Origin of the sequence: Paenibacillus sp. FSL L8-0644 (assembly GCF_038008165.1) — a bacterium.
GTDB classification, from domain to species: domain Bacteria; phylum Bacillota; class Bacilli; order Paenibacillales; family Paenibacillaceae; genus Paenibacillus; species Paenibacillus polymyxa_D.
Map to the genome: position 1 here is coordinate 15,001 of NZ_JBBOYN010000001.1, position 22,472 is coordinate 37,472.

A 22,472-nucleotide genomic window follows, 5' to 3' on the forward strand; every position below is an offset into this window, starting at 1 on the left:
ACTGGTCGAGTGACTCTGCGCCGAAAATGTAACGGGGCTAAACACACCACCGAAGCTATGGCTTGATGCTTGCATCAGGGGTAGGGGAGCGTTGAATGCGGGTTGAAGGTGTACCGTAAGGAGCGCTGGACTGCATTCAAGTGAGAATGCCGGTATGAGTAACGAAAAGATCTGTGAGAATCAGATCCGCCGAAAGCCTAAGGGTTCCTGAGGAAGGTTCGTCCGCTCAGGGTAAGTCGGGACCTAAGGCGAGGCCGATAGGCGTAGTCGAAGGACAACAGGTCGAAATTCCTGTACCACCGTAATCCGTTATGAGCGATGGGGTGACGCAGTAGGGTAGTGACGCGGACTGATGGATGTCCGTCTAAGCAGTGAGGCTGATGTGTAGGCAAATCCGCATATCGTTAAGGCTGGGCTGTGATGGGGAGCGAAAATTGTAGTAGCGAAGGTCATGATCTCAGACTGCCAAGAAAAGCCTCTAGCCAGGAGAAGGTGCCCGTACCGCAAACCGACACAGGTAGGCGAGAAGAGAATTCTAAGGCGCGCGGAAGAACTCTCGTTAAGGAACTCGGCAAAATGACCCCGTAACTTCGGGAGAAGGGGTGCCTCGGTAGGGTGAATAGCCCGAGGGGGCCGCAGTGAAAAGGCCCAAGCGACTGTTTAGCAAAAACACAGGTCTGTGCGAAGCCGCAAGGCGAAGTATACGGGCTGACGCCTGCCCGGTGCTGGAAGGTTAAGGGGAGTGGTAAGCCCTTCGGGGCGAAGCTATGAACCGAAGCCCCAGTAAACGGCGGCCGTAACTATAACGGTCCTAAGGTAGCGAAATTCCTTGTCAGGTAAATTCTGACCCGCACGAATGGCGTAACGACTTGGGCGCTGTCTCAACGAGAGATCCGGTGAAATTTTAATACCTGTGAAGATGCAGGTTACCCGCGACAAGACGGAAAGACCCCATGGAGCTTTACTGCAGCTTGATATTGAATTTGGGTACGATCTGTACAGGATAGGTGGGAGCCGTCGAACTTTGAGCGCCAGCTTGAAGGGAGGCATCCTTGGGATACCACCCTGATCGTATCTAGGTTCTAACTTGGTACCGTAATCCGGTGCGAGGACAGTGTCAGGTGGGCAGTTTGACTGGGGCGGTCGCCTCCTAAAGAGTAACGGAGGCGCCCCAAGGTTCCCTCAGAATGGTTGGAAATCATTCGAAGAGTGCAAAGGCAGAAGGGAGCTTGACTGCGAGACCTACAAGTCGAGCAGGGACGAAAGTCGGGCTTAGTGATCCGGTGGTACCGCATGGAAGGGCCATCGCTCAACGGATAAAAGCTACCCTGGGGATAACAGGCTTATCTCCCCCAAGAGTCCACATCGACGGGGAGGTTTGGCACCTCGATGTCGGCTCATCGCATCCTGGGGCTGAAGTAGGTCCCAAGGGTTGGGCTGTTCGCCCATTAAAGCGGTACGCGAGCTGGGTTCAGAACGTCGTGAGACAGTTCGGTCCCTATCTGTCGTGGGCGTAGGAAATTTGAGAGGAGCTGTCCTTAGTACGAGAGGACCGGGATGGACGTACCGCTGGTGTACCAGTTGTTCCGCCAGGAGCACCGCTGGGTAGCTATGTACGGAAGGGATAAGCGCTGAAAGCATCTAAGCGTGAAGCCCCCCTCAAGATGAGATTTCCCAGTATGTAAGACCCCTTGAAGACGACGAGGTAGATAGGTTGGGGGTGGAAGTGCAGTAATGCATGGAGCTGACCAATACTAATCGGTCGAGGGCTTATCCTAAGATAAAACGCAAATAAGTTTCGGATCCAGTTTTCAGGGTGTAAGTTTTGTATTGTATAAGCACAAGTGGCTTATATGGAACAAGCGAACACACAGCATTTGGCGATGCTGATTCCTGAAAAAGAATTTGCTCAGCAGATTCATGTTTGGTGGCGATAGCGGAGGGGTTCCACACGTACCCATCCCGAACACGACCGTTAAGCCCTCCAGCGCCGATGGTACTTGGACCGCAGGGTCCTGGGAGAGTAGGACGTCGCCAAGCAACAGGTAAAGAGGATCATGATCTCAATGAGATCATGATCCTCTTTTGCATATATGTATATTTTAGAAATATCCTTACAAAAGGAAGGTAACATTTTTGTTACGGAATGTAAGAGTAAACCCTGTATAATATAGGTATTGGATCCCATACACACACGCTGCATTGTTGCAGAATTATGCAAACTCCATCATAGGATTTTTGTATAATCAATCAGGCTGGTAAGGAGGGAAGATCATGCGGCGAAATAAATGGCTTGCTCTATTGGTGCTATTCAGTGTCGCTGTCGCGATTCTTACCGGGTGCGTGGAAGAGGAGCCTTCTTGGACATCGTTTGAGGGTGCTGCCAACGAGAAGACGTTTCCGGTTCCCAAGGAAGCTAGTAAAACCGATCGGGCCAGCAGTAATTCGGACATGGACTATGTTCGCTATGCACTGCCAGCGTTGAAGGAAAGTGATAGTCTACCTGCTCCTTATCTAGAGGAGATTGCAGCTTGGGGCTGGACTGAGGAACCGAATCTATCCACCTCCAATCAGAAGGTGTTTCAGAAAAATAAACACATGGTGCATTTGTCTGTGCATGATGGTTCTTTTACTGTATTGGTTCCAAAAGACAGAAAGGCTGTTGTGAAGAGCAAAAGCGTGGATCTTAATTAGGAGTACGGTTTTCAACCGGTAAGCAGCATAGGACTTAATGTAGATCATATTTATAGTAAACTCATAGCGTATCGTATGCTGTGTATAATGATGAATGATGAGATTGGATGTGGGGAAGCACTCAGAACTGCCGTTGAGTAGGGAGTAGCTTCCTTTTATATATTTGCATGTTGAATAATTGCTCTACATTTAACGAGGATAAAGGTGAGGAAAAGTTTACTTGATAAGAGAATAAAGCGATTATGGTTGTTAAGTCGCAAAAAAAGGAGTAACCGATTGAGGTTGCTCCTTTTTGCTTCAGTCTAGATCGTTGTAGGTAGTTCAGATCCGGATTTTTTATCTGTACGGATATGAGTGGTTAGATTTACTGTTGATAATATGAGGCATCTTCATCGGTAAACTTCAACATGCCGTCTTTTCTCTCGCCCGTAAGCCGACTGAGGATGTATAGACGCGGTGCAATAAGCCATAGATGCCAGAAGAGTAAGGATACCGTAAAGGCTGGTGGAGACCAGAGAATGAATACGCCTGATAAGCAGATACCGATCCAGAGGGTATGTATGTGCACACGACGAAAGATGCTATAGCCTATGTACTGGTCTGTCATATAGCCTAGCCATGGTAACTTACGGTGGAATGCCCAACGTTTGCGGAAGGATGCTCCGCCACCGATGTATAGGACAGATCGTGAGATTACGAAGTGTACCCATAAGGTAAGGAAAAAGGCAAGAGCAAACAAAAACACGCTAGTCCAGGAAAAGGCAAGAAGCAGAAAGAGAAGCATAATAATAGGCAGTGAAATATGACTCCATACTAGTTGACGCGGTATACTGATTTTTTTAATGAGCTTGTAGTGATAGTAGGTAGCTTTGGTTCCGGTTTCCTCTGTCATGCGAACAGTCCTTTCATTAATCTACTGCATCACAAGTGGCTTCCCGTCCACAGCCGGAAAAAGGGACGGTACTTCGCTCATGCCGCTTTAAATAAGCATTTAATCGTTTTTGTAGAAATACAGAATGATCGACATCCAGTGTTAGCTAGCCTACTCTATAATTACTGGAAAAGCTATCACTGATGAAGTGTTCAAGGCTCCGATGAAAGGGTATCCATACATAAGAGCTTTTTCTTTTTATATCGGCATAGACGGCTGTTTTTTAAACATACGGGGTACAAACACCATAATGGCCCAGGAGGAATATATATAGAGTATATCGTCAAACTGAGCTATGAAAAGGTTTAAAATAGTAGAAAGTGCCCCATACTAATAGTAAAAGAAACAAGGTGGGATGGATATGCATGATCAAGGCGGCCACCGCTGTATTATATGCGGACAGCACAAGCATGAAGGCATTTTTATCGTTTCCGAGTTTATCTGTGATACGTGTGAAGCTGAAATGGTACACACGGATGCAACTGATGCCAAATATCATTTTTTTATTGATCAACTAAAGCAAATCTGGGTACAGAAAAATGCATAATATCCTTTGCAATTAGTCTTTGAAGGATTGGCATTCAAGGTCTGTCGATACGGGCCTTTTTTTCTGTGAGTAAAAGTAGGATTCCGCTTGATTTTACGATAAAATAAGGTAGATATAAAGCTTTGTTTGGAAGGATTGCAGAATGATGGGGAAAAAGGCGGTACACGCACCATTAATGGAAGCCCTAATACGTTACCGGACTCAGGGCAATGCTTCTTTCCATGTGCCCGGTCATAAAAATGGACAAGTATATGAGCATGAAAATATTGCATCTCTGTTGCAAGAAGTGATGTCTATTGATGCGACAGAAATTACTGGACTGGATGATTTGCATCACCCAGAAGATGTGATTCGTGAAGGGCAAGAGCTGGCTGCAAAGTGTTTTGGTGCTGAAGAGAGCTTTTGGCTAATTGGAGGAAGCACGGTCGGTAATTTGGCTATGATTTTAACTGTATGTACGGAGCCGGGAGATCTACTGCTGGTACAGAGAAATGTACACAAATCTGTCCTGAACGGTCTCATGCTGTCAGGGGCTAATGCGGTATTCCTGGATCCGGAAATAGATACACTGAGCGGATTGGCGGTTGCCCCAACGACGGATACAATAAAGGCTGCACTGAAGACATATCCTTCGGCAAAAGGGGTGTTACTTACACTACCTAATTACTATGGGATGGGACATGACCTAACGGCAACGGCTAAGGTCTGTCATGCAGCCCATGTGCCGCTATTGGTAGATGAGGCCCACGGTGCCCATTATGGGCTGCATCCTCGTTTGCCAGCCTCTGCGCTATCCTGCGGGGCTGATGTAGTCGTCCAATCGACACATAAAATGCTCCCAGCCATGACCATGGGGGCCATGTTACATGTGCAGGGAAAGAGAATTCATCGGGAACTACTTCGTCAGCGACTGGCGATGGTGCAAAGCTCTAGCCCTTCTTATCCGTTAATGGCTTCATTGGATTTGGCAAGATGGTATATAGAGGCATATGGAGCAGATGCCTTTACCATGGGCTTAGCGGCAGTAGATGCTTTTAGAAAGGGCCTGGAGCAGCTCCCGCGCTTTCGCTTGTTAGAATCTACACAGCAGGCACTAGAGGGGGAATACGCTCACAGGGGAACCTCTGAGGTCCTAGAAAGGGCTGAGGAGGGAATAAGCAGATATTCAACCCAGGATCCCTTTAAATTGGTGCTGTATGATACATGGGGTATACTGGATGGATTTGAACTCAAGCACGAATTGGAGACTTACGGATGTGTTCCAGAGATGAGCGACGAAAAACATGTTGTTTTATTGTTTACGTTAGGCTCTACGGCTAAGGATGCGAGTCACCTGTTGCAGGCTCTTGTGCATATAAATAATGATATAAGATTTAAGGAGACGGCTGGTGAGCCGGGGCCAACGGAAAAAGAGCAGCAAAGACTCGAATTAGATTTTTCCACGTGGAACAATGATAGAATGAAGGGATACTCTATTCCGGTGCCGTTTGGGCTTCGACCGATTAACCCCGATCAGATGGAGACGGTGCCTGTAGAGGAATGCGCTGGCAGGGTAGCGGCCGAAATGATTATCCCGTATCCTCCAGGTATTCCACTGCTATATGCAGGAGAAACGATCACAGAAGCGATTGCACTGCGGATGGGTCGTCTACGTAAGCTGGGAGCCAAATGGCACGGGGTAGCAGATGAAAGTATGCTTACAATTCGGGTATTCCGTTTACAATAAAGATTAGATACTAGAGACTTAACAAATACAGAAGACTGAATAAAAGAAGCATACGTAGCCTGTGGGTGACTTTTATTTTTCAGACAGGAAAGCAGGGAATAACATGAATCGCAAAGGCATTTTTATTACACTGGAGGGGGGAGACGGCTCCGGTAAAACAACTATGATTCAACGGCTGGCGAAGTTTATGGAGGAAGAAGGCTATCCAGTCATCACGACAAGGGAGCCGGGTGGCATCGAAATTTCCGAAAAGATTCGTTCTATCATTTTGGACCCTGCTCATACCAGTATGGATGCTCGAACAGAGGCACTTTTATACGCGGCGGCACGGCGTCAGCATTTGGTGGAGAAGGTAAAGCCGGCTATTGAACAGGGAGCTATCGTATTATGTGATCGTTTTGTGGATAGTAGCTTAGTCTATCAAGGATTTGCAAGAGGAATCGGAATTGAAGAGGTAGCTTCAATTAATCGCTTTGCGGTAGATGATTGGGAGCCGGATGTCACATTTTATCTGGATATTGAGCCCGAACTGGGATTGGCAAGAATTAGTGCGTCACGAGGAGCAGAAATGGACCGCCTCGACATGGAGAGTATATCGTTTCACCATAAGGTGCGAGAGGCATATTTGGAGTTGGCTCGCAAATTTCCGGAGCGAATTACAATTGTTGATGCATCTCCGGCGCCAGAGCAGGTGGAGCAAGTATTGAAGGATTTGCTGAAAACACGGTTTGCTCAGAATTTTAGCATATAATTGTCGAAGGATATACGGTAAAATTGAGCTAGGGACAAGGTTGTCTCTAATATGACTTGAAGGAGGAATACAGGATGAAGCTGATTATTGCGATTGTACAGGATAAGGACAGTAATAGATTATCCAGCGGACTGGTGAAAGCTAATTTCCGTGCTACCAAATTGGCGAGCACAGGAGGATTTCTGCGTGCAGGTAATACGACATTTATGATCGGTGTTGATGACAATCAGGTGGACTCATTAATGAACGTCATTCGCAGCAGTTGCAAGGTTCGTGAACAGCTGGTCACACCCGTTACCCCTATGAGCGGGACGACGGACTCCTATTTACCGTTGCCTGTTGAAGTGCAGGTGGGTGGAGCGACGGTATTCGTGATGCCTGTAGACCGTTTCGAGCATTTCTGAATCTACACAATAGGGCCTATTCTGCCGATATGATAGGGGAATCGCCTGTATCTTCCTGCATGATGGGAATGAGGGCAGATCTACTAAAACGGCAGCGCTACAGCGCAGTCCCCGGAAAGCCGAAGAAACCCTGAGTTCTAGGTTGAACTGTTCATGAAGGGGGAAAGTGGAAGCATCCGGGGAGAAAGCAGGTTTATATGAAAATAAATCCGGGCTATCGCCCTTTACAAAGTACATTGTCTACAAATGAAATGAGTGCAAAGCCAATTCAGCCCAAGAGCTTCTCCGACGTTATGCAGCAAAATGGTGAGCAAGCTTCGCAGGAGGAATTGAATCGGCGCTTTAAGGAAATACAAATGCAGGGAGATCGTCTTGCACGTTCAATGACGATTCGTGAGCTGAAGGCCTATAAGATGCTGGTTAAACGGTTTTTGGAAGATACCGTTCGGCGAGGCGTGTCCATGAAGGACACGAAGGGCTGGGATCGCCGGGGACGCAGCAAACGTTATAAGCTGATTGATGAAGTGGATGAGCTGTTGCTCAAAATGGCAGATGAACTGCTCGAAACCGAGCAAGGCAAGATTGAGCTTTTGCAAGGGGTCGGTGAGATCAGAGGATTGCTAATTAATCTCTCATTTTAATGCAGACTTATGTTATAAATGAATACAGACGGGCTATTGCCACGAAGAAATAATCTGCTTGCTGATCATGCTGGCAGATTATTTTTGACTATATACATGCCTGGAAGAACAACGATTTGCCGATGGATCACAGTTGTTTTCAGTGGAGAAAGTGAGGAAATATGTCTTTTCAACATATAATGGGCCAGGATGTAGCCAAAAAAATGCTGCAAAGTGCACTACGGAATCATACGGTCAACCATGCCTATGTTTTTAGCGGGCCGCCGGGAAGCGGGCAGATGAACATGGCGCAGATCTTTGCTAAGGCTTTATTTTGTGAGCGACAGACGGACGATGCATGTGGGGAGTGTTTGTCATGCCGCAAGGTAGAGCACGGGAATCATCCAGATTTGCATATTGTAGAGCCGGATGGAGCTACGATTAAAATTGATCAGATTCGCGGGCTTCAACGTATATTTTCTTACAAATCTGAAAGCTCCAATCCGAAGGTATATATCATCCGACAGGCGGATACCATGACAGTGCAAGCTGCTAATAGCTTACTTAAATTTCTGGAGGAGCCCCAAATTCCAGTGGTCGGTATACTCATTTCTGAAAATGGACAGGCGTTGCTGCCTACGATTCAATCACGGACGCAGCAGGTTCCTTTCCACGCTTTACAGCCGGAGGTGATGATGCAGGCATTAATTGGGGAAGGCTATACGGCAGGGCTTGTCCGGTCGGTCGTTCATATTGCTTCAGGACTGGAATCATGTAGAGAAATTCTCCAGCAGAATTGGTTTGCAGAAATTAGAAACGTAGTGTTACAATTAGTGAAGGAGTCCATGAGTCGGGGGAGCTCGTCTATTATTCTGGCTCAACAGAAGATTTTTAAAACTGGACTTTCTGAACACCTGGATATTCTGTTTCATCTGTTTCATTTGTGGTTTAAGGATATGCTTCATTTCCGTTACGGAAGGCACGAAAGCGTTGTTTTCATAGATCATTTGGAGTCCGTCTCCAAATTGGCAATCACCCGCAGCACGGAACAATGGGTCTCTTATATGGATTTGGCCGCGAATTGCAGGAAGAAGCTCCGTTTTCACGTCAACGGGCAGTTATGCGTGGAGCAGCTTCTGATTGGGTTGTCCGATACAAGCGGTTCTATCACCGGCTAACAGGAAGGCGCGCTTGTTCCACTCTGCACAATCCGCGACGCCAGGTTCCCGGTTTGTGCGACAGTGAGACTTCAATTGCGGCCATTCGTACAATGTCGGCTTCAAATGAGGTTTAGTGGCATACAAGGGGGTTAATTTTTGTATAGTGTAGTGGGTGTCCGTTTCAAGAAGGCGGGCAAGACTTATTATTTTGATCCGCTGGATCTTCCAGTGGAGAAAGAAAACTGTGTCATTGTAGAGACCGCGCGCGGTATTGAATATGGCAAGGTTGTAGTGGGCAAAAAAGAGGTAAATGATTCGGATGTTGTCCTGCCCTTAAAAAAAGTCATTCGTATTGCTGGGGATGATGACGCTCTTGTGGTAGAAGAGAATAAATTAGCGGCCAAGGATGCATTCGGCACGTGTTTAAATAAAATTAAAGACCATGGCCTTAAAATGAAATTGGTAGATGTAGAATTTACATTTGACCGCAATAAGATCATTTTTTATTTTACGGCAGAGGGTCGAGTAGATTTTCGAGAGCTTGTAAAGGACTTGGCCAGTATTTTTCGTACACGGATCGAGCTGCGGCAGATCGGCGTACGGGATGAGGCTAAAATGCTTGGCGGAATTGGACCTTGTGGACGTATTCTGTGTTGCTCCTCATGGCTGGGGGATTTTGAGCCGGTATCTATTAAGATGGCGAAGGATCAGAGTTTGTCGCTGAATCCGACGAAGATTTCCGGGTTGTGCGGGAGATTGATGTGCTGTCTCAAGTTTGAACATGATAACTACGAAAGTATGCGAGAAGAGCTACCTCAGGTGGGTAAGATGGTTATCACCTCTTTGGGGGAAGGTAAAGTCGTAGGTGTGAATGCAGGTCATCGCACGGTGCATGTTCAACTGTTTGAGATCAGTAAGGTCAAGGAACTTCCAATGGACGATGTAGTCGTCAAGTAAACCATTAGGTTGCTTCGGGGTGGAAACTTGGATAAATTAAATGTTTTTGCGCGTATTCACGAAATGGAAACCCAAATGGGACAGTTGCATAGCGATCTGGGTGAATTGAAACTGGCAGTTAAAGAGCTGCTGGAGGAAAATCAACGACTAACGATTGAAAACGAACAGGTGCGCAAGATGCTCAAACGTGAAACCTCTGGAGAAGAAAAGACGGCAAACAAGCCGAAGCTTCCTCCTCCGATCGTCATTAAGGATGAAGGGCAAACGGGTGAGGTCGTGGGCGAAGGCTACGACAATCTAGCAAGGCTGTATCATGAAGGATTTCATATATGCAACGTGTATTACGGACATTTGCGAACGGAAGGCGATTGCCTCTTCTGTCTGTCATTTTTGAATAAATAAAAACAAGCCGTAGGAGCAAGATGCCTACGGCTTTTTTTGTAGGGAAGTATGAGTGAAAAGCGACTTTGGTTATAAAAGATGGGAGAGCACTATGGAGGAAAAAGAAAAGAAGTCTGAACGAATTGATGATCTGCTTTCACATAATTTGCGCATTATCCAGAGTGATGAAGTATTCAGCTTCTCGATGGATGCGGTCTTGCTGGCACGTTTTGCTGGTATTCCGCAGCGTGGAAAGATTCTTGATCTGTGTACAGGCAATGGGGTTGTCCCCCTGCTGCTAACGACACGAACAAAAGCGTCTATTGAAGGAATTGAGATTCAACCACGCTTGGCAGATATGGCTAGACGCAGTGTCAGCTTGAATGGATTAGAAGCAGCAATTCAGATTCGGGAAGGGGACCTGCGTGAGCTGGTTCACATCACGGGACATGGTGTTTATGATGCGATTACCGTGAATCCCCCCTATATGCCGCTAAATGGTAGCGATATCAAGCTGAATCCTCACCAGGCAATTGCCCGTCATGAAGTGAACTGCACACTGGAAGAAGTCATTCAGGCATCCACCCGGCTTGTCCGTAATGGGGGGAAAGTATCCATGGTTCATCGCCCGCAGCGGCTGGGCGAGATTATAACCTTGATGCGTAAACATAGTTTGGAACCCAAAAGAATACGTTTTGTTCACCCACGAGTTCATATGGAAGCCAATATGGTACTGGTTGAAGCATTACGTGACGGTAAACCCGAGGTTCGTTTGTTGCCTCCGCTCATTGTATATCAGGAAAATGGGAATTATACTCAGGAGATAAGAGATATCTATGGAGAAGTAAGCAAGGGGGATTCTGTGTGAAAGCAGCTGTACAAAAAAGCTTTAGTAACAGCGAAGAAGAACGGGGAAAATTGTATCTTGTTGCAACACCTATTGGGAATCTGGAAGATATGACCTTTAGGGCAATTAACACCTTAAAGTCGTGTAGTATTATCGCTGCCGAAGATACGCGGCAGACACGTAAACTGCTCACTCATTTCGAAATCACACCGGATATGCTCTTTAGTTATCATGAACATAATAAGGTTGCCAGTGGGCCTGAACTGATACGTTACATAATAGAAGGGAAAAACTTGGCGCTGGTTAGCGATGCAGGTCTACCGGCCATTTCTGACCCTGGTTCGGATCTGGTCAAGCTGGCACTGGAAGCGGGAATTAGCGTCATCCCCATCCCAGGAGCGAATGCGGCACTATCTGCTTTAATTGCCTCAGGACTGGATACAGAAAGGTTCACCTTCGCTGGTTTTCCACCACGGGAGAAAAAGGACCTGGAGAAGCTGTTGCTATCGTTTCAGGTATCTCACGGCACAATTATTTTTTATGAATCGCCTCATCGTATTGTGAAGACATTGATGGTGTTGAAGGAAACATTAGGTTCACGCAAAGTGGTGCTTGCGCGTGAGCTGACCAAGCTGCATGAGGAATGGGTACGAGGAACCGTGGAGCAATGCCTTGCTAAACTAGAGGAAAATCCACCGATTGGTGAGTATTGTCTAGTGGTTGAAGGAAAAGACGAAGAGGAAGAAGAACAGGAACGTCAGGCATGGTGGCAGTCCTTATCTTTGGAGTCCCACGTCGCACATTACGAGCAAGAGGGACTTACACGCAAGGACGCAATGAAGCGTACAGCCACAGATCGTGCAATCTCCAAGAGAGATGTTTACAACGCACTCTTATGAATATCTGCCTAAACAAAAAAGGGCCTTCCAACGGTTGGGTTCAAACCGTGGAAGGCAACAAGGAGTGTATATGAAAAAGGTTAGAATTAACAATATCTGATAAGTCTATTATATACTAAAATTCTCAGTTTGTCACAGGTGTTGGGATTTCAGAAATGCAATCTTGGCAAACAATTTTCCCTTTGAAGTAAATTACGTTCTCAGCATTACCGCAGAAGATACAAGCAGGCTCGTATTTTTTAAGCATGATGCGTTCGCCATCAACATAAATTTCCAACGCGTCTTTTTCCCCGATTCCCAGGGTACGGCGCAATTCGATTGGAATAACAACACGTCCGAGCTCGTCGACTTTTCTTACAATACCAGTGGATTTCATCATAATAAATCAGGCTCCTCTCGCCGTTTAAAATAATATAAGTGTCATGATTCGACAAAATTTTCTCTTTTCTGATATTTACTATACCAACGATTCCCAAAACAGTCAACCTAAAAAATGTAGTAACAGTCTGATTATGCAAAAGTATTTAGATTAAAGAGCTTTACTCATGTGCATTGCCTTATCTTATTGATGATTTATTCAATTTGTCGATTTGGAAATGTCGAAAAACTATAATTCGACATATTACGACAAAGAATGTCGAATGAGGGAAATGCTTTAGGATTTTATTGTATTTTAATCCATTATTCCGAATATTAAAGGAGCTGATATCTTGCACCAGCCACTCAGTGAAGAAAAAGTATTTAAAGACCCGGTACATAATTACATTCATGTTCAGGATACTGTGATATGGCGGTTGATCAACACGCCGGAGTTCCAACGTTTACGCCGCATACGGCAGTTAGGCACATCGTATCTTACGTTTCATGGAGCGGAGCATAGCCGTTTTTCACATTCATTGGGCGTATATGAGATTACGAGAAGTATTATTTCTCAATTTGAACGTGGAGATTTCCCAGATTGGCCGAAAGAGGAAAGGCTGGTTGCTCTGTGTGCAGCTCTATTGCATGATGTGGGGCATGGCCCATTTTCACATTCAATTGAGGAAGCCTTTCATATGAACCATGAGGATTGGACATGCCGCATTGTACTGGGAGACACGAAGATCAACGCCGTGCTACGGCAAGTCGACGAGAAGCTTCCACAAAAGGTGGCTGCAGTTATAGCCAAAACGTATGATAAGCCGATTGTTGTTAACTTGGTGACCAGTCCGCTAGATGCCGATCGTATGGATTATTTGTTGCGGGATGCTCATTCGACAGGTGTCAACTACGGCACGATTGATTTGGATCGTATTTTACGACTGTTGCGTCCTCATAATGGGAGAATTGTTGTGAAGGAATCAGGCATGCATGCAGTAGAGGATTATTTAATGTCACGCTATCAGATGTATTGGCAAATTTATTTTCATCCTGTAACACGCAGCTCGGAGATCCTTTTACGTAAAATTTTCAAGCGAGCAAAGGAATTGTTTAAAAACGGATATGAGTTTGGTTTTCTGCTGGACCCGCTGCCGGATCTGTTGAAAGGAGAGCTTACAGTAGAGCAATATCTGATGCTCGATGAGTCATTAATTCAGACCGTATTTAGCCAGTGGAAACGAGAAAAGGACGAAATTTTAAGTGATTTGAGCAGCCGCTTTATGGACCGTAGATTGTATAAATATGTAGAGATTGAAAATATGGATACAGATACCATTGACAGTATTCGGAAAGCTTTGGAAGAGGCTGGTTTGCACCCTGAATATGATTTTGAAATTGATTTTCCGACGGATCTTCCTTATGATGTGTTTCGGCAGGGTGGCTCGACGGACAACCAGATTTTACTGCTTGGACGTCAGGGCGAGGTGAGTGAAATATCCGAAGTTTCGGAAATTGTGCGCTCCATAAGTGGTATTCACCGAGGGAAATATCATATGTATTTTCCCCAGAATAAATTGAACGCGGTAAAAGACAGGCTTCCTGCCGAAATAAGGAATTATTTTGTCAAAGAATAGACAACTATATAGAAATGTAAGTAAAAAAAGGAGATGTAAACCTTGGATTTGTTCGACACTCATACTCACTTGGATGCGCCACAATTTGACGAAGATCGTGAAGAAGTTATAGCACGTGCTGTCGAATCAGGAGTAACGCGGATGATCAATATCGGATTTAATCGTGAGACCATTCCATCCACCATGAAATTGGCCGAGACGTATGATTTTATTTATGCGGCAGTTGGATGGCACCCGCAGGATGCGATTACAATGCAAGAGGGAGATTTAGAATGGATTGCATCGTTATGCAGTCATAAGAAGGTCGTAGCCATCGGAGAGATCGGTCTGGATTATTATTGGGATACATCACCGAAGGATGTTCAGCATCGGGTGTTTCGAAATCAAATTGGTCTGGCTCGTGAGCTCAAAATGCCCATTGTTATTCATAACCGGGATGCCCATGAAGATATTGTTAAGATTTTGCGTGAGGAAAAAGCGAGTGAGATTGGCGGAGTCATGCACTCCTTTTCTGGGAGCTGGGAGACAGCCCAAATGGTGCTGGATATGGGATTTCACCTTTCCTTCGGTGGTCCTATTACGTTTAAAAATGCCAAGCAGCCAAAAGAGGTGCTGGCACAGGTGCCACTGGACCGTCTGCTCATTGAAACGGACGCGCCCTACCTGACGCCGCATCCGTTTCGCGGGAAGCGAAATGAGTCTGCGCATGTGAGACTGGTAGCAGAGGCTGCAGCCCAAATTAAGGGGATTACAGTGGAGGAATTAGTGTCAATAACGACCCAAAATGCCTTGGAACGATTTGACATTCAATAAAAAAGCGAAGAAATCGATCAAAATAAAGAGATAGACGAAGCTAATCATGAATTTGTTGCAGGAAACTCGAGAATATTACAATATTTTAACCGAATATTTTGAAAAATGTACTTGAAACCTGCTTTACAACATGCATAGAAACAGGATATCATCTTTTCAGTGAATTGTTGTTTGAATGTAAACATCAACAAGTCATTTCATGAACCAGTCTCGCTGAGTCCCTTTTACAGGGAACGGGGGAACCGATATGGCTTACAGTACGTCCGGCGTATGTGCAAGAAGGGAACGTCCCTTCCGCCAGCCGGCTCGACCTAATTTCTTTTCCCGGATGGGATTGAACAGGTGGAGGAGCCGTATTTCGATTTCTTTCTGGGTCTTCGGGGTGAATGTGAAGGCGACCGCCATGAGCGGTTGACCCAAGCTAGGGCGACTCTCTACGTCCGAACCCGACAGCTAACCCCGTAAGCGTAACAAGAGAGAAGCCATCTCGTGCATGAGTTTTCCCGCATATTCACACATGCCGGAAGCCACGAAAGAGCTCTCTAGTCTCTTTCTTTGGCTTTTTTTGTTGTGAATAAAAGAAAATCTGTCATCATACTGTGGTTAAACAGGGGAGGACAGCATGCCGCGAAGACGGGTACATGGTGCAGGACAGTCGCAGTTTGGGCTTGTCTTGTAGAAAATCTGTTATAGTCACGTCAAATCTCAACTATGTCTTACTCCAGACGGCGGGCTATGTAAGGAGGACGGAGGAAATGGGCATTTTCCAAAAAGAGGAGACCCATGAGTCACGCTCATCCAGCATGTCTTACGTATTGCGTTGGAAGCAAGAGAATGTGCGCCAGGCTGCTTTGGTTGCTATTTTTCTAATCGCGCTAACGATTATGATTTCAATTCTGATGTACACGCAATCTAAAAAACAAGTCTTTTTTGTCATTGATGGCAAGGCATCTGCGGTAGAAACCCGGGAATCCAAGCTTCAAGATTTGCTGAGCGAGCATTCCATTTCACTTCAGCCGCATGATACAATTTCTATGCCGCTAAATGGAGCAGTACAGGATGGGGACCGCGTAGTCATTAAACGTGCCAATCAAGTTAAAGTATCTTCAGGCAATGAGACGAAAAAGCTGTACACAACAGAAAATACAGTAGAAGGTGCCATTCGTACCTCGGGCTATAAATTATCGTCAACGGATAAAGTTTATCCTGCGTTGGATGCCTCTGTTTCGTCTAACATGGACATAAAAATCGTCCGTGTGAAGAAACAGCAGGTCGAACAGAAAAAACAGGTGCCTTATCAGGTCATCAAAACGGCCGATCCAAGTCTTTATAAAGGCGATAATCGGGTCATTCAAAGCGGCAAATCGGGTGTGGTAGTCCAGCACGTTCAAAAGGTATATCATGATGGAAAGTTGGTATCCAAACAGCTGGTTAACAAGGAAGTTGCACAGAACCGTGTGGATAAGGTTATTGCGGTAGGAACGAAGAAAAAGCCGGTCGTTCTTGCTGCTTCCGTCGGTCCCAATGATGCGGTTAAGACAACAACGGTTAGTTCGGGCAGTGCTGTCCGTAAAGCAGGCGTCAATTTTAAATATAGCAAAGTTTTACAAAATGTCTCCATGACGGCGTATTCCTCACAGGAGCCAGGTATCGGTACACGTACTGCATCCGGCACGCGCGTGACGGAAGGTCGTACCATCGCTGTCGATCCGAGTATAATTCCAATCGGCTGGTGGGTGTATATCGAAGGGGTGGGCTTCCGCCGTGCGGAGGATACCGGTGGCGCGATTAAAGGCCACAAAATCGATGTGTATTATGAGAGTTTGAGCCGAGCCAACCAATTTGGTCGTAAGCACGGTAAAACCGTATATGTTATCGGACCGGTAAAGCCTGAAATCAACTAAAACAGGTTGTGTATGTTGAGGGCAATGCGATAGTATTAACAACATAGTTATGCCATGCTAAGAAGAGGATATCCTCTTCTTATTTTGTTTTCAAAAGCAGGGAAAGATAAATATAGCTTGCTGTGTAGCAGTGGAGGGAAATGCAAATGATCAAGGAAGTGATCGTGGTAGAGGGCCGGGATGATACGGTGGCCATTCGCCGCGCTGTTGAAGCGGATACGATAGAAACTGGCGGCTCAGCCATTAATAAAATGACGCTGCGTAAAATTGCATTGGCGCAGGAGCGGCGGGGGGTCATCATTTTAACCGATCCCGATCATGCAGGGGAGCGCATCCGTAAGATTATCGCTTCCAAGGTACCCGGCTGCAAGCAGGCCTTTATACCCGAGGCAGAAGCGACGCGCAAAGGAGATATTGGTGTGGAGAATGCCTCACCGGAAGCAATCAGACACGCTCTCGCACGGGTTCATACGACAGTAGAAGGCGCCGATCCGCTGATTGAGTGGGCGGACCTGATTGATGCTGGACTTATCACCCACCCCAATGCTGCTGCACGCCGTATGGCCTTAGGGAATGTGCTGGGTATTGGTTATTGTAACGGAAAGCAGCTACATAAACGGCTCTCTGTATTTCAGATCAGCCGCGAGGAATTTGCCGGAGCGCTGGCACAAATTGAAAGTGAAGGATTGTGATATTCGTATGACAGGGATTCAAGATATAGCAACACCGCGGCGTACGAAGGAAATTATTCAACGGCACGGTTTTTCGTTCAAAAAGAGTTTGGGACAAAATTTCCTGATTGATCAAAATATTCTCAATAAGATTGTGAATGCTGCCGGATTGGATGAGACGAAGGGCGCACTTGAGATTGGTCCTGGGATTGGCGCTTTGACCGAGAAGCTGGCGCAATCGGCCAAGGTAGTTACCGCTGTCGAGATTGACCAGCGGCTATTGCCAATTCTCGAAGAAGTGTTGGCCCCTTATGAGCATGTGAAGGTACGTCATGGAGACGTGCTGAAGCTGGATTTACGCGAGGTGTTTGCAGCTGATTTTGCAGACGTGAGTAAAGTAAGTGTCGTGGCTAATCTGCCGTATTACGTTACTACACCGATTCTGATGAGGCTACTGGAGGACAAGCTCCCTTTGGAGAATATCGTCGTTATGATCCAAAAAGAAGTGGCTGAGCGTATGGCTGCGTCTCCTGGAACGAAGGATTACGGTAGTCTGAGCATTGCAGTACAATATTACAGCGAACCTGAATTAGTCTGTATTGTACCGAATACAGTATTTATTCCCCAGCCAAATGTGGAGTCTGCAGTCATTCGGTTGCGTGTACGGGAAGCCCCTCCGGTGGAAGTGGTGGATGAGAAGCACTTCTTTGAAGTGGTTCATGCTGCTTTTGCCCAGCGTCGTAAAACGATTTCCAATAACTTAAAAAGCCGATTTTTCACCAAAGAGAACAAGGACACGTTGGAGCCGTTGTTGCAACAAGCTGGTATTGAACCCTCCCGTCGAGGAGAAACGCTAAGTATTGAGGAATTTGCGCGTCTCAGTGCTGTTCTGGTGGAAGCAGGTATATCCTAAGCTGGAACCAAACTGTGCATTCACCCATACGATATACGAGGGGTGATACAGTGTGATGAGTTTAGGAGACTTGGTCGTTCGGAAATCGTACGGCGGAGATGTCACGTTTCGCGTTGAGGACATCCAGCGGGATAAAGCGATCATTAAGGGAATAGAATTTCGGTTGCTGGCCGATTCCCCGGTGAACGATCTGGTCAGAGTGCCTGCAGACCAGATTAGCGGTAAGACTCAGCAGGCTCACATTAAGGCTGGTGAGTCTCTTAATCTGTTGCAACGGGCACGCCAGCAGCAAGCTGCTCGTAGTCAGGCAGCTCTGGTTGGGGACTGGAGTGATCCAGTCGAGTCAACGTATTTTGAAATGCCGGGAAAGGTTCTTCATCTGGATGGAGATCCCGGCTATTTGAAAAAATGTCTCAGTTTATATGAACAGCTCCGTGTTCCTGCAGAGGGACATCACGTTCATGAATCGGCAATGGCGGATACGTTGTACCGGCTGCTTCCCCGTATCCGTCCGGATATTGTAGTGATTACCGGACATGATGGCGTGCTAAAGCAGCCACAGCCTTACGATTTGTACAGCTTGAAAAGTTATAAAAATTCGCAAAATTTTGTGGCGGCAATTCAGGTAGCAAGACAATATGAACGTCATCTGGATTCGCTGACCATTGTAGCGGGGGCGTGCCAGTCCCATTTTGAGGCGCTGCTGCGTGCGGGAGCGAACTTCGCCAGCTCACCAGGGCGTATCCTGATTCACGCGCTGGACCCCGTTTACGTGGCTGCCAAGGCGGCCTTTACTTCGATCCGAGATACGGTGAATATGGGGGACCTGTTTCACCAGACAATCAGCGGCAGTCGCGGAGTGGGTGGAATTGAAACCAGGGGAAGCTATCGCATCGGCCTGCCGAAGCTTGAAAATTTGTCAACGCTTAAAGTAACGCCTTCCGCAATCTAGGATTCAAATGTGCCAATAGGATTGACTTGAACAAAAAGCCTCTGCTTTCAGAGGCTTTTTGTCATTTTTTATATAAATTATTCCTGTTCGCAAAAAATTAAATTGACAACTCATTTTTCGTGTTGTTATAATATTTAGCTCGATTTGACAATCCATCTAAAATTCGTTATAATGGACAAGGAAAGAGGTGGTCGTTAGGCAATGGCTAAAAATACGCTGTTGGAAATCAAACGCAGTCTCGACGCACATGTAGGGCAAAAAATTTTGCTGCGGGCTAACGGCGGACGCCGTAAGACCGTCGAACGAACTGGTGTCTTGGAAGAAACGTACCCTTCTGTTTTTATCGTCAAGCTGGATCAGGAGCAACAGACGTTTAAACGTGTCTCCTACAGCTATGCTGACATCCTTACCGAGTCGGTGGAAGTCAGCGTATATGATCCCGACTCCCATACAAGTGTAGTCGAATATTTTGAAACACCTTAATTCATTTCGTGATTTATACCAGCTTTGCAGGTTTAACGACGGCTTCGTCATTTCAAATGACGGGGCCGTTTTGTATATACAGAGCAGGATGAAGCATGACATCTCTGCACATACTAAGCCGGGAATGATCTTCCTTATTCCATTGCCGAAGGAGGCGTATGTATGAGCCGAAGAAGACGGAGTGTCATGTCGGAGGAGCTAAAGTACGAGCTGGCCAAAGATCTTGGATTTTACGACACGGTCAAGGAAGAAGGCTGGGGAGGCATTAAAGCCAAGGATGCGGGCAATATGGTCAAGCGGGCCATCCAGCTTGCTGAGCAGGCTGCTTCTCGCAAATCGTAGCCATCGGTGGTGCTGATGAAAAGCGGGGATATCCGGAATTAGACCGGGTCATCTCCGCTTTTTTGAACCTCATGACTTGACACGCTGAGTCTGATATAATATGTTAAGCTGTCTTGAGGGAAAAGTTGAAGGTGGGTGAACGCCTTGAAAATATATGAAAAAGCACCGGCGAAAATCAATTTAATGCTTGATGTTCTACGTAAACGGGACGATGGTTATCACGAGGTCGAAATGATTATGACCATGGTCGATCTGTCTGACCGATTGACGATGTCTGAGTTACCGCGTGATACCATTATTATTTCAAGTCAAGCCGGGTACATACCATTGGATGAAAAGAATTTGGCTTTTCAGGCTGCGCGTCTGATCAAAGAACGTTATAACGTGTCTACGGGCGTCCACATCCATCTGGATAAGCATATCCCGGTGGCAGCAGGGTTGGCGGGTGGAAGTAGTGATGCTGCCGCAGCGCTGCGTGGACTGAACAAGCTATGGAAGCTTGGTATCTCGGATGCCGAATTAAGGGTGCTGGGTGCGGAGCTGGGCTCAGATGTACCTTTCTGTATTACAGGGGGTACAGCTTTAGCGAGTGGACGCGGAGAACTGCTCAAGCCACTTCCGAATCCGCCACAATGCTGGGTGATCCTTGCGAAGCCGCCGATTAATGTATCGACGGCTGAAGTGTACGGTCGTGTCAAAGCGGATCAGATTACGCACCACCCGTCTGCACGCCAGATGGAGCATGCGATCCGTAACGCTTCTTTTACCGATGTATGCAACGCACTGGGGAATGTACTGGAGGATGTAACACTAAAGCTGTATCCAGAGGTAGAGCATCTTAAAAACTCCATAATCCGCTTAGGAGCAGACGGTGTGCTGATGTCAGGTAGTGGACCTACGGTGTTCGGACTAGTATCGAAGGAAGCCAAAGTGCCACGGATTTACAATGGACTAAGAGGGTTTTGTAAAGATGTGTACGCAGTACGACTTTTGACCTGATTTTAGATATTTCTTTCTTATTATAGTGGCAATTGTTGTACAAATACGTACGAAGATGATATATTTACTATTAAATATTCGGATTTCACTATATCACTTACATTCCGCCAGCAACCGGCCAGTCCGCCGGTGCTTTACTGTACGAAGCGGGCGGCAGGAGAATAGATCGCGAGGAATTGTTGTGAAAAAACTTAAAAGAAGCTCACGATTGGTGGAAATGACGCAATTTTTATTGTCACGGCCGCATACGCTGGTGCCTCTTACTCATTTTGCGGATCGCTACGGGGCAGCTAAGTCGTCCATAAGCGAGGATCTGGCCATCATCAAGGAAGTATTTGAGGATGAAGGTACTGGCGAGCTTCTGACGCTGGCGGGAGCGGCAGGGGGCGTGAAACTGATCCCGAGGCTTTCCAAGCAGCATGCGCTTGCGTTTGCGAACGACCTGTGTGCGCAACTGGAGCAGCCTGACCGCATATTACCGGGAGGATACCTGTATTTGTCCGATTTGCTGGGCCAACCTGCGATGATGAACGAAGCTGGTAAAATATTCGCGACCGCCTTTGCCAATCGTCAGATTGATGTGGTTATGACGGTGGAGACCAAGGGTATTCCACTTGCCTATGCAACCGGAGCACAGCTGAATTTGCCAGTCGTTCTCGTACGGCGTGATCATCAGGTGACAGAAGGCTCGGCTGTAAGCATTAATTATGTTTCAGGATCACAAAAGAGCCTGCATACGATGTCATTATCCAGACGTGCGATGCGTGAGAAATCGCGTGTGCTCATCGTAGATGATTTTATGAAGGCCGGTGGCACGATTCAGGGGATGGTCGACTTGCTGGCTGAGTTTGATGCTGAGGTGGCCGGTGTAGGTGTGCTGGTAGAATCGGGCGAGGTGGAGAACGAAGAGCGCCTGCTGCACGATTATATTTCACTGGCGAATCTGACCGCAGTCGATTCTCGAAGCAAGCAAATTACGGTCAAGCTGGGCAATTATTTTGGTGAGTGAACAGGGCTGTAAATTGTCACAATCCATCATAAAATACCTAAATATGTCGAAAAGAAATCTTTTCAAAAAAATTACCTGAATTTAGGATACGAATTGCCGAAAAAAAGAAGGATTTCGAACTGCTGTGTGGAATGTATACACCAAGTCCTATTTGGAAAAAGGTGGTGAAACACACATGCAGATTACGGATGTTAGACTCCGCCGAGTGAACTCAGAAGGAAGAATGAAGGCGATTGCATCCATTACGATTGATAACGAGTTCGTTGTTCATGACATCCGAGTTATCGACGGTAATAACGGGATGTTCGTAGCTATGCCAAGCAAACGAACTCCAGACGGAGAGTTTCGCGATATCGCTCACCCGATATCTTCAGGAACCCGTGAGAAGATCCAAGCTGCTGTATTGACTGAGTACGAACGTGCGGCTGTGGATGAAGAAGTTGCTATTGAAGAAGGCGCTTAATTCGCCTAAAGC

The 22,472-nt window shown here is 46.4% G+C and carries 24 protein-coding genes, 2 rRNA genes and 1 riboswitch (1 of these 27 running past the window's edge); of the genes, 24 read left to right on the forward strand and 2 right to left on the reverse strand.

What is annotated here, in order from left to right; all coding sequences use genetic code 11:
• From NSS94_RS00055 to NSS94_RS00065, 3 genes are all read left to right on the forward strand, one after another.
• Positions 1–1,778: ribosomal RNA gene (locus tag NSS94_RS00055) — 23S ribosomal RNA — on the forward strand; it begins 1,150 nt to the left of the window's first position.
• Between the two features lie 145 nt (positions 1,779–1,923).
• Positions 1,924–2,040 (forward strand): 5S ribosomal RNA (gene rrf / locus NSS94_RS00060).
• A 234-nt stretch (positions 2,041–2,274) separates the two neighbouring features.
• On the forward strand, positions 2,275–2,694 hold the full coding sequence (locus NSS94_RS00065; protein ID WP_013308104.1) for a hypothetical protein: 420 nt from the start codon (positions 2,275–2,277) through the stop codon (positions 2,692–2,694).
• 364 nt (positions 2,695–3,058) lie between these two features.
• Here the strand turns inward: NSS94_RS00065 and NSS94_RS00070 are convergent, their stop codons facing one another.
• Complete coding sequence (locus NSS94_RS00070; RefSeq protein ID WP_029519392.1) at positions 3,059–3,586, reverse strand: hypothetical protein; 528 nt, start codon at positions 3,584–3,586, stop codon at positions 3,059–3,061.
• Positions 3,587–3,986: 400 nt separating this feature from the next.
• Here NSS94_RS00070 and NSS94_RS00075 point away from each other — a divergent pair, with 400 nt between their 5' ends.
• From NSS94_RS00075 to rsmI, 10 genes are all read left to right on the forward strand, one after another.
• Positions 3,987–4,172, forward strand: coding sequence for a sigma factor G inhibitor Gin (locus NSS94_RS00075; RefSeq protein WP_023986422.1), 186 nt, complete (start codon positions 3,987–3,989; stop codon positions 4,170–4,172).
• 142 nt (positions 4,173–4,314) lie between these two features.
• On the forward strand, positions 4,315–5,898 hold the full coding sequence (locus NSS94_RS00080) for an aminotransferase class I/II-fold pyridoxal phosphate-dependent enzyme (RefSeq protein WP_341038265.1): 1,584 nt from the start codon (positions 4,315–4,317) through the stop codon (positions 5,896–5,898).
• A 103-nt stretch (positions 5,899–6,001) separates the two neighbouring features.
• Positions 6,002–6,649 (forward strand): dTMP kinase, encoded by a 648-nt coding sequence (gene tmk, locus NSS94_RS00085; RefSeq protein ID WP_029519390.1) that lies wholly within the window; start codon positions 6,002–6,004, stop codon positions 6,647–6,649.
• A gap of 74 nt (positions 6,650–6,723) precedes the next feature.
• Entirely contained in the window at positions 6,724–7,053 is a 330-nt protein-coding gene (locus NSS94_RS00090) for a cyclic-di-AMP receptor (protein ID WP_007427998.1), read from the forward strand.
• Between the two features lie 197 nt (positions 7,054–7,250).
• Positions 7,251–7,694, forward strand: coding sequence for a YaaR family protein (locus NSS94_RS00095; protein ID WP_013308108.1), 444 nt, complete (start codon positions 7,251–7,253; stop codon positions 7,692–7,694).
• A gap of 161 nt (positions 7,695–7,855) precedes the next feature.
• Positions 7,856–8,851 carry a DNA polymerase III subunit delta' gene (holB, locus tag NSS94_RS00100; protein WP_341038266.1) on the forward strand — a complete coding sequence of 332 codons (996 nt, stop codon included), beginning with the start codon at positions 7,856–7,858 and terminating at the stop codon, positions 8,849–8,851.
• 138 nt (positions 8,852–8,989) lie between these two features.
• The gene (locus NSS94_RS00105) at positions 8,990–9,790 is read left to right on the forward strand and encodes a PSP1 domain-containing protein (protein ID WP_013308110.1); all 801 of its coding nucleotides are present in this window, start codon (positions 8,990–8,992) and stop codon (positions 9,788–9,790) included.
• Positions 9,791–9,817: 27 nt separating this feature from the next.
• Positions 9,818–10,192, forward strand: a complete 375-nt coding sequence (gene yabA / locus NSS94_RS00110) for a DNA replication initiation control protein YabA (protein ID WP_025722558.1) — start codon at positions 9,818–9,820, stop codon at positions 10,190–10,192.
• A gap of 91 nt (positions 10,193–10,283) precedes the next feature.
• Positions 10,284–11,039, forward strand: coding sequence for a tRNA1(Val) (adenine(37)-N6)-methyltransferase (locus NSS94_RS00115; protein WP_029519389.1), 756 nt, complete (start codon positions 10,284–10,286; stop codon positions 11,037–11,039).
• Positions 11,036–11,917, forward strand: a complete 882-nt coding sequence (gene rsmI, locus NSS94_RS00120) for a 16S rRNA (cytidine(1402)-2'-O)-methyltransferase (RefSeq protein ID WP_029519388.1) — start codon at positions 11,036–11,038, stop codon at positions 11,915–11,917. The genes NSS94_RS00115 and rsmI overlap by 4 nt, the downstream gene beginning before the upstream one ends.
• Positions 11,918–12,041: 124 nt before the next feature.
• Here rsmI and NSS94_RS00125 read toward each other — a convergent pair whose 3' ends face one another.
• A complete protein-coding gene (locus NSS94_RS00125) occupies positions 12,042–12,296 on the reverse strand; it encodes an AbrB/MazE/SpoVT family DNA-binding domain-containing protein (protein ID WP_007428005.1) in 255 nt (84 codons plus the stop codon).
• Positions 12,297–12,627: 331 nt separating this feature from the next.
• On the opposite strand from NSS94_RS00125, the gene NSS94_RS00130 reads away from it, so the two are divergent.
• From NSS94_RS00130 to spoVG, 11 genes are all read left to right on the forward strand, one after another.
• On the forward strand, positions 12,628–13,911 hold the full coding sequence (locus NSS94_RS00130; protein WP_029519386.1) for an HD domain-containing protein: 1,284 nt from the start codon (positions 12,628–12,630) through the stop codon (positions 13,909–13,911).
• 42 nt (positions 13,912–13,953) lie between these two features.
• On the forward strand, positions 13,954–14,724 hold the full coding sequence (locus tag NSS94_RS00135; RefSeq protein ID WP_340953559.1) for a TatD family hydrolase: 771 nt from the start codon (positions 13,954–13,956) through the stop codon (positions 14,722–14,724).
• Between the two features lie 201 nt (positions 14,725–14,925).
• Positions 14,926–15,208, forward strand: a riboswitch (cyclic di-AMP (ydaO/yuaA leader).
• A gap of 271 nt (positions 15,209–15,479) precedes the next feature.
• Positions 15,480–16,628, forward strand: coding sequence for a 3D domain-containing protein (locus NSS94_RS00140; protein ID WP_029519383.1), 1,149 nt, complete (start codon positions 15,480–15,482; stop codon positions 16,626–16,628).
• 146 nt (positions 16,629–16,774) lie between these two features.
• Entirely contained in the window at positions 16,775–17,320 is a 546-nt protein-coding gene (gene rnmV, locus NSS94_RS00145; protein ID WP_013308117.1) for a ribonuclease M5, read from the forward strand.
• Positions 17,321–17,327: 7 nt separating this feature from the next.
• A complete protein-coding gene (gene rsmA, locus NSS94_RS00150) occupies positions 17,328–18,212 on the forward strand; it encodes a 16S rRNA (adenine(1518)-N(6)/adenine(1519)-N(6))-dimethyltransferase RsmA (protein ID WP_029519379.1) in 885 nt (294 codons plus the stop codon).
• A 55-nt stretch (positions 18,213–18,267) separates the two neighbouring features.
• The gene (gene yabG, locus NSS94_RS00155) at positions 18,268–19,164 is read left to right on the forward strand and encodes a sporulation peptidase YabG (RefSeq protein WP_023986432.1); all 897 of its coding nucleotides are present in this window, start codon (positions 18,268–18,270) and stop codon (positions 19,162–19,164) included.
• A gap of 201 nt (positions 19,165–19,365) precedes the next feature.
• A complete protein-coding gene (gene veg, locus NSS94_RS00160) occupies positions 19,366–19,647 on the forward strand; it encodes a biofilm formation stimulator Veg (RefSeq protein ID WP_013308120.1) in 282 nt (93 codons plus the stop codon).
• A 162-nt stretch (positions 19,648–19,809) separates the two neighbouring features.
• Positions 19,810–19,989 (forward strand): small, acid-soluble spore protein, alpha/beta type, encoded by a 180-nt coding sequence (locus NSS94_RS00165; RefSeq protein ID WP_007428013.1) that lies wholly within the window; start codon positions 19,810–19,812, stop codon positions 19,987–19,989.
• Between the two features lie 144 nt (positions 19,990–20,133).
• Positions 20,134–20,988 carry a 4-(cytidine 5'-diphospho)-2-C-methyl-D-erythritol kinase gene (ispE, locus tag NSS94_RS00170; RefSeq protein ID WP_341038267.1) on the forward strand — a complete coding sequence of 285 codons (855 nt, stop codon included), beginning with the start codon at positions 20,134–20,136 and terminating at the stop codon, positions 20,986–20,988.
• A gap of 181 nt (positions 20,989–21,169) precedes the next feature.
• Positions 21,170–21,997, forward strand: a complete 828-nt coding sequence (purR, locus tag NSS94_RS00175; RefSeq protein ID WP_341038268.1) for a pur operon repressor — start codon at positions 21,170–21,172, stop codon at positions 21,995–21,997.
• A gap of 175 nt (positions 21,998–22,172) precedes the next feature.
• Positions 22,173–22,460, forward strand: a complete 288-nt coding sequence (gene spoVG, locus NSS94_RS00180; protein ID WP_007428016.1) for a septation regulator SpoVG — start codon at positions 22,173–22,175, stop codon at positions 22,458–22,460.
• The last annotated feature ends 12 nt before the right edge of the window (positions 22,461–22,472 follow it).